The sequence below is a fragment of the Methanomassiliicoccales archaeon genome, assembly GCA_038850735.1.
GTDB lineage: Archaea > Thermoplasmatota > Thermoplasmata > Methanomassiliicoccales > JACIVX01 > JACIVX01.
In genome coordinates, this window is record JAWCLO010000019.1 from 2,431 (window position 1) to 5,986 (window position 3,556).

A 3,556-nucleotide genomic window follows, 5' to 3' on the forward strand; every position below is an offset into this window, starting at 1 on the left:
ATTGGGACCCGGCGTGGATCGTGAACAATACATGCTGGAGCTACAGAAATCGAGGGCAGATTCACGAGTAGTTATACCCTGGGAAGAAAAGGCTAGCGTCGAAGAAATGCAGCAGTCTCCTCCGAATATTCTTATCACCAACATGAAACAACTCGAATTGATTTTGACAAGAGGAGAAGATGTGGCGATTTTCAACGATAACTCCTTGTCGTTCATCGTTGTAGACGAGGCACACACATTTACCGGTTTAAAGGGTTCTGAAGTCGCCCTTCTTATTCGGAGGCTTCGCGAATTTGCTGGAAAGAAATCAAGAGATATTATCCACATCGGAACAAGTGCTACAATTGTTGATCCAGAGGGAAATAGCGAAGAAGCTGCGAGAAAATTCTGCTCTCGGTTTTTCGGAGTCAATCCAGAATCGGTACTGTTGATTTCCGAGGAGTACGAGGCGAGGGAACCCGTTGAAATCAAATATCGAACCGTTCCTTTGAAAGACGCGAGCGACAGATTTGGTCCTATTGTTTCTGCGCTCGGAAGAAACAACAAAGAGGTTGTTATTCAAGAATTGGAGGAAATTCTGCAAACGAAGCTCGAGCGCGCAGATGATCCTTCTTTGATTTACGATACCTTGAGAGCCGTTGATATTGTGCAGGTGCTCGACAAAGTACTGGAAGAGCCTCTTCATCTCGAAGATTTAGCAAAACTCACATGGAAGGAGCTCAAAAGAGAGGAGCCATCCGGAGAGCATTTGGAGGCGGCAAAAGCTGAAATACTCCTCTGGCTTGCAATTGGGGCGGCGACTGAATACAATGGGGTACGGCTCTTCCGCCCGAAATTACACTATTTTGTGAGGGGTCCAGAAGGTGCGGTAATTTATTTTCATCGCGTAAACGGCGATTGGTCACCTATGCTTGTGGAATCCCGCCAGCAAGCAATGAGGAGGATTCAAGAAAGCGAAAAAGAAGCTGCTAGTCATATCGAAACGAGAATCCTCGATGTTGTTTATTGTAAGAATTGCGGACAGCACTATTACAGGAAAAAAGTGACCGATCTTGAAATCAGTAGAGAAATGCTGAGAGGCGGCGCTCAGGGAATTTCAAACAAAGATCAGTACTGGGTTGAAGACTCGGATGGTACCGACATCGTCTTTACGGATTTGCTCGTCGGCGTTGAAGCCCAAGATGTAAAGCATTGCGATTCTGAAAATCTCAAAATATGCGCAAAATGTGGCCTAGTGCAACGGACGAGCGGTGAGATCTGTCAGCGTCCTTCATGTCGATCTAAAGATTCGCTTCTGAAAGTCTGGGCGATAGTCTACGGATCGAATAACGGATACGCCCCCTATTCATATTGTCCCGCATGTGGATCATATTCTCACAGGGAAAAGCGTACACTCGTTGAGGCAAGGGCCGTACAGGTAGCTGACGTGCACATCCTTGCACAAGAGATGATCCAGGCGATGCCGGAGTCGCACAGGAAACTTTTGGTTTTCGCAGATAGCAGGCAAGATGCTGCATTTCAGGCCGCATGGATGCATGACCATGCTAGACGATACCGTATTAGACAACTTTTTTTCAATGCATTAGAAGAAGGATTAGAGCTGACAACAGGAGATCTTGTTGAGGCTGCAATCAAGATATTAAAGGAGAATAGAGAATTGCAGAGAATCATATGCCCGGATCTCATTGAGAAACACGAGGGCAATCTGGAAGGCCGTGAATTTGAGCGAGATAGAAAGAAGTATTTTCATATTCAGCTGCTGAGAGAAATTTGCGAAGGCTCTGGACGGATGGATACGCTGGAGAACTGGGGAGTCTTGTGCGTTACCTATGACGGCATCGGTCCAGAAAGTTCTTTCGTTAAAGAAATTGCATCTCGATTCAAATTAGATGTAGAAATGGTTTCAGATTTCACAAACTGCTTCCTTGACAGATGGCGAACATCTGGTTTTGTGCATTCTCCTGCTACGCTTCTATACTCCACACAATGGGATTATCACAATAAAGAAGAAGTGCGAGATGGTTGGATTAAACCGAGTGATCTATATCCTCGGGCAATAGTCTTGGAAAGAGATGACGAGAAAAATCAAAGAATAAAGGGAGTGATCTCTTCCAGAGGTCAAACTTGGTCGATGCAATTTGCAAAGAAAGTCTTCCCGGACTTGAAGGATATTCACAGTTTTTTGCACTGTCTTTGGGAGTTCCTCGTAGAGCAGAAATATTTAGTTCAGGTTCAAAGATCATCAGGCGGTCGCAGAAACCACGGATTGATGATCTCAGGATACCAGGTAAACGAGGAGAAAATCAGAGTGAGTAGGCAGTGGGAATTTTTCGTCTGCGAGAGATGCGGCACGGTCACAAGCAAGAAGACTCCAAATATGAAGTGCGTTGCGTGGAATTGCAATGGGAAAATGGTCCGAAGGGAGCCCACTGAAGAGATCTATGATGTGTCGGTGCTTCTAAACCGGAATTTCACTATTATGGTCCCGAGAGAACATTCCGCTCAGGTTCCCCATAAGATTCGCCAGGACATCGAAAGAAAATTTAAGGAAGGGGAAGGCGTAAACTGCATCGTTGCTACTCCAACACTCGAGCTTGGTATTGACATAGGGGACCTCGATGGAGTTTTACTGCGGAATGTACCACCAGATCCCTCAAATTACTGGCAGAGGGCAGGCAGAGCTGGTAGAAGGCAACGCATGGCGGTCATATACACTTACTGCCGCAACATGCACCACGATCTCGCATATTTCGAGAACCCCATGAAAATGCTAGGCGGGAAGATCTCGCCTCCTCGGATCAACCTCCGCAATAGGCACATGGTTGAACGGCATGTTAACGCCACGATAATTTCTGCAATCCTGAGAATTGCCAGGACGCCGAATGTGACAATTTCTGGGGAGAGAATTACGCTCACAGACGAAGAAAGGGCAGAAGTGAATGAAAACTTCGAACGCGAAATTCCGCGGCATATTTGCGGAATCATCAAAGACTTTGAAAAGAACGAGTACAAAAAAGATCCACCTAAGCTCGATTACATACGCGATTTTGTTTGCAATCGATTTGATAAGATCATGAAGAAGGCTGTTATCAGCGCTTTTGAAGATGGATACTGGCCAGAGGAAGATAGAAGTGCGATTGAGAACCTGGAAGATCACATCAAACGCTTTCCCACGAATTTAGAAGAAGAGTTTAGTGCCATATTCAAGAACTTCGAAGATGCGAAAAACCTGAGGAAGAAACTGCTTGAATTGAAGGGCGAGGGGCGTCTCGTCGATGAGGAAGAAAAGCAACTGCTGGAACACATTGATAAATATATTGAACAAATCGAGTCTCGGCGCGATCTAGAAACATACACGCTGAACGTTCTAGCAGCCCGAGGTTTTCTGCCAGGTTATGGTTTTGATGAGGCAGGTATTAGTGCAGGATTCCAATCCACCCGAAGCCAAATTCCATCTTTCTCGTTATCACGATTGAAGTCAAAGGCCATTAAGGAATTTGTACCAGGCAATATGTTATATGCAAATGGAGCGAAGTTCAAAGTAATCAGATACTCC

The 3,556-nt window shown here is 45.5% G+C and carries 1 protein-coding gene; it reads left to right on the forward strand.

The features are described from left to right. On the forward strand, window positions 1–3,556 hold a 3,556-nt coding region (locus QW087_08055), incomplete at both ends, for a helicase-related protein (protein ID MEM2944677.1).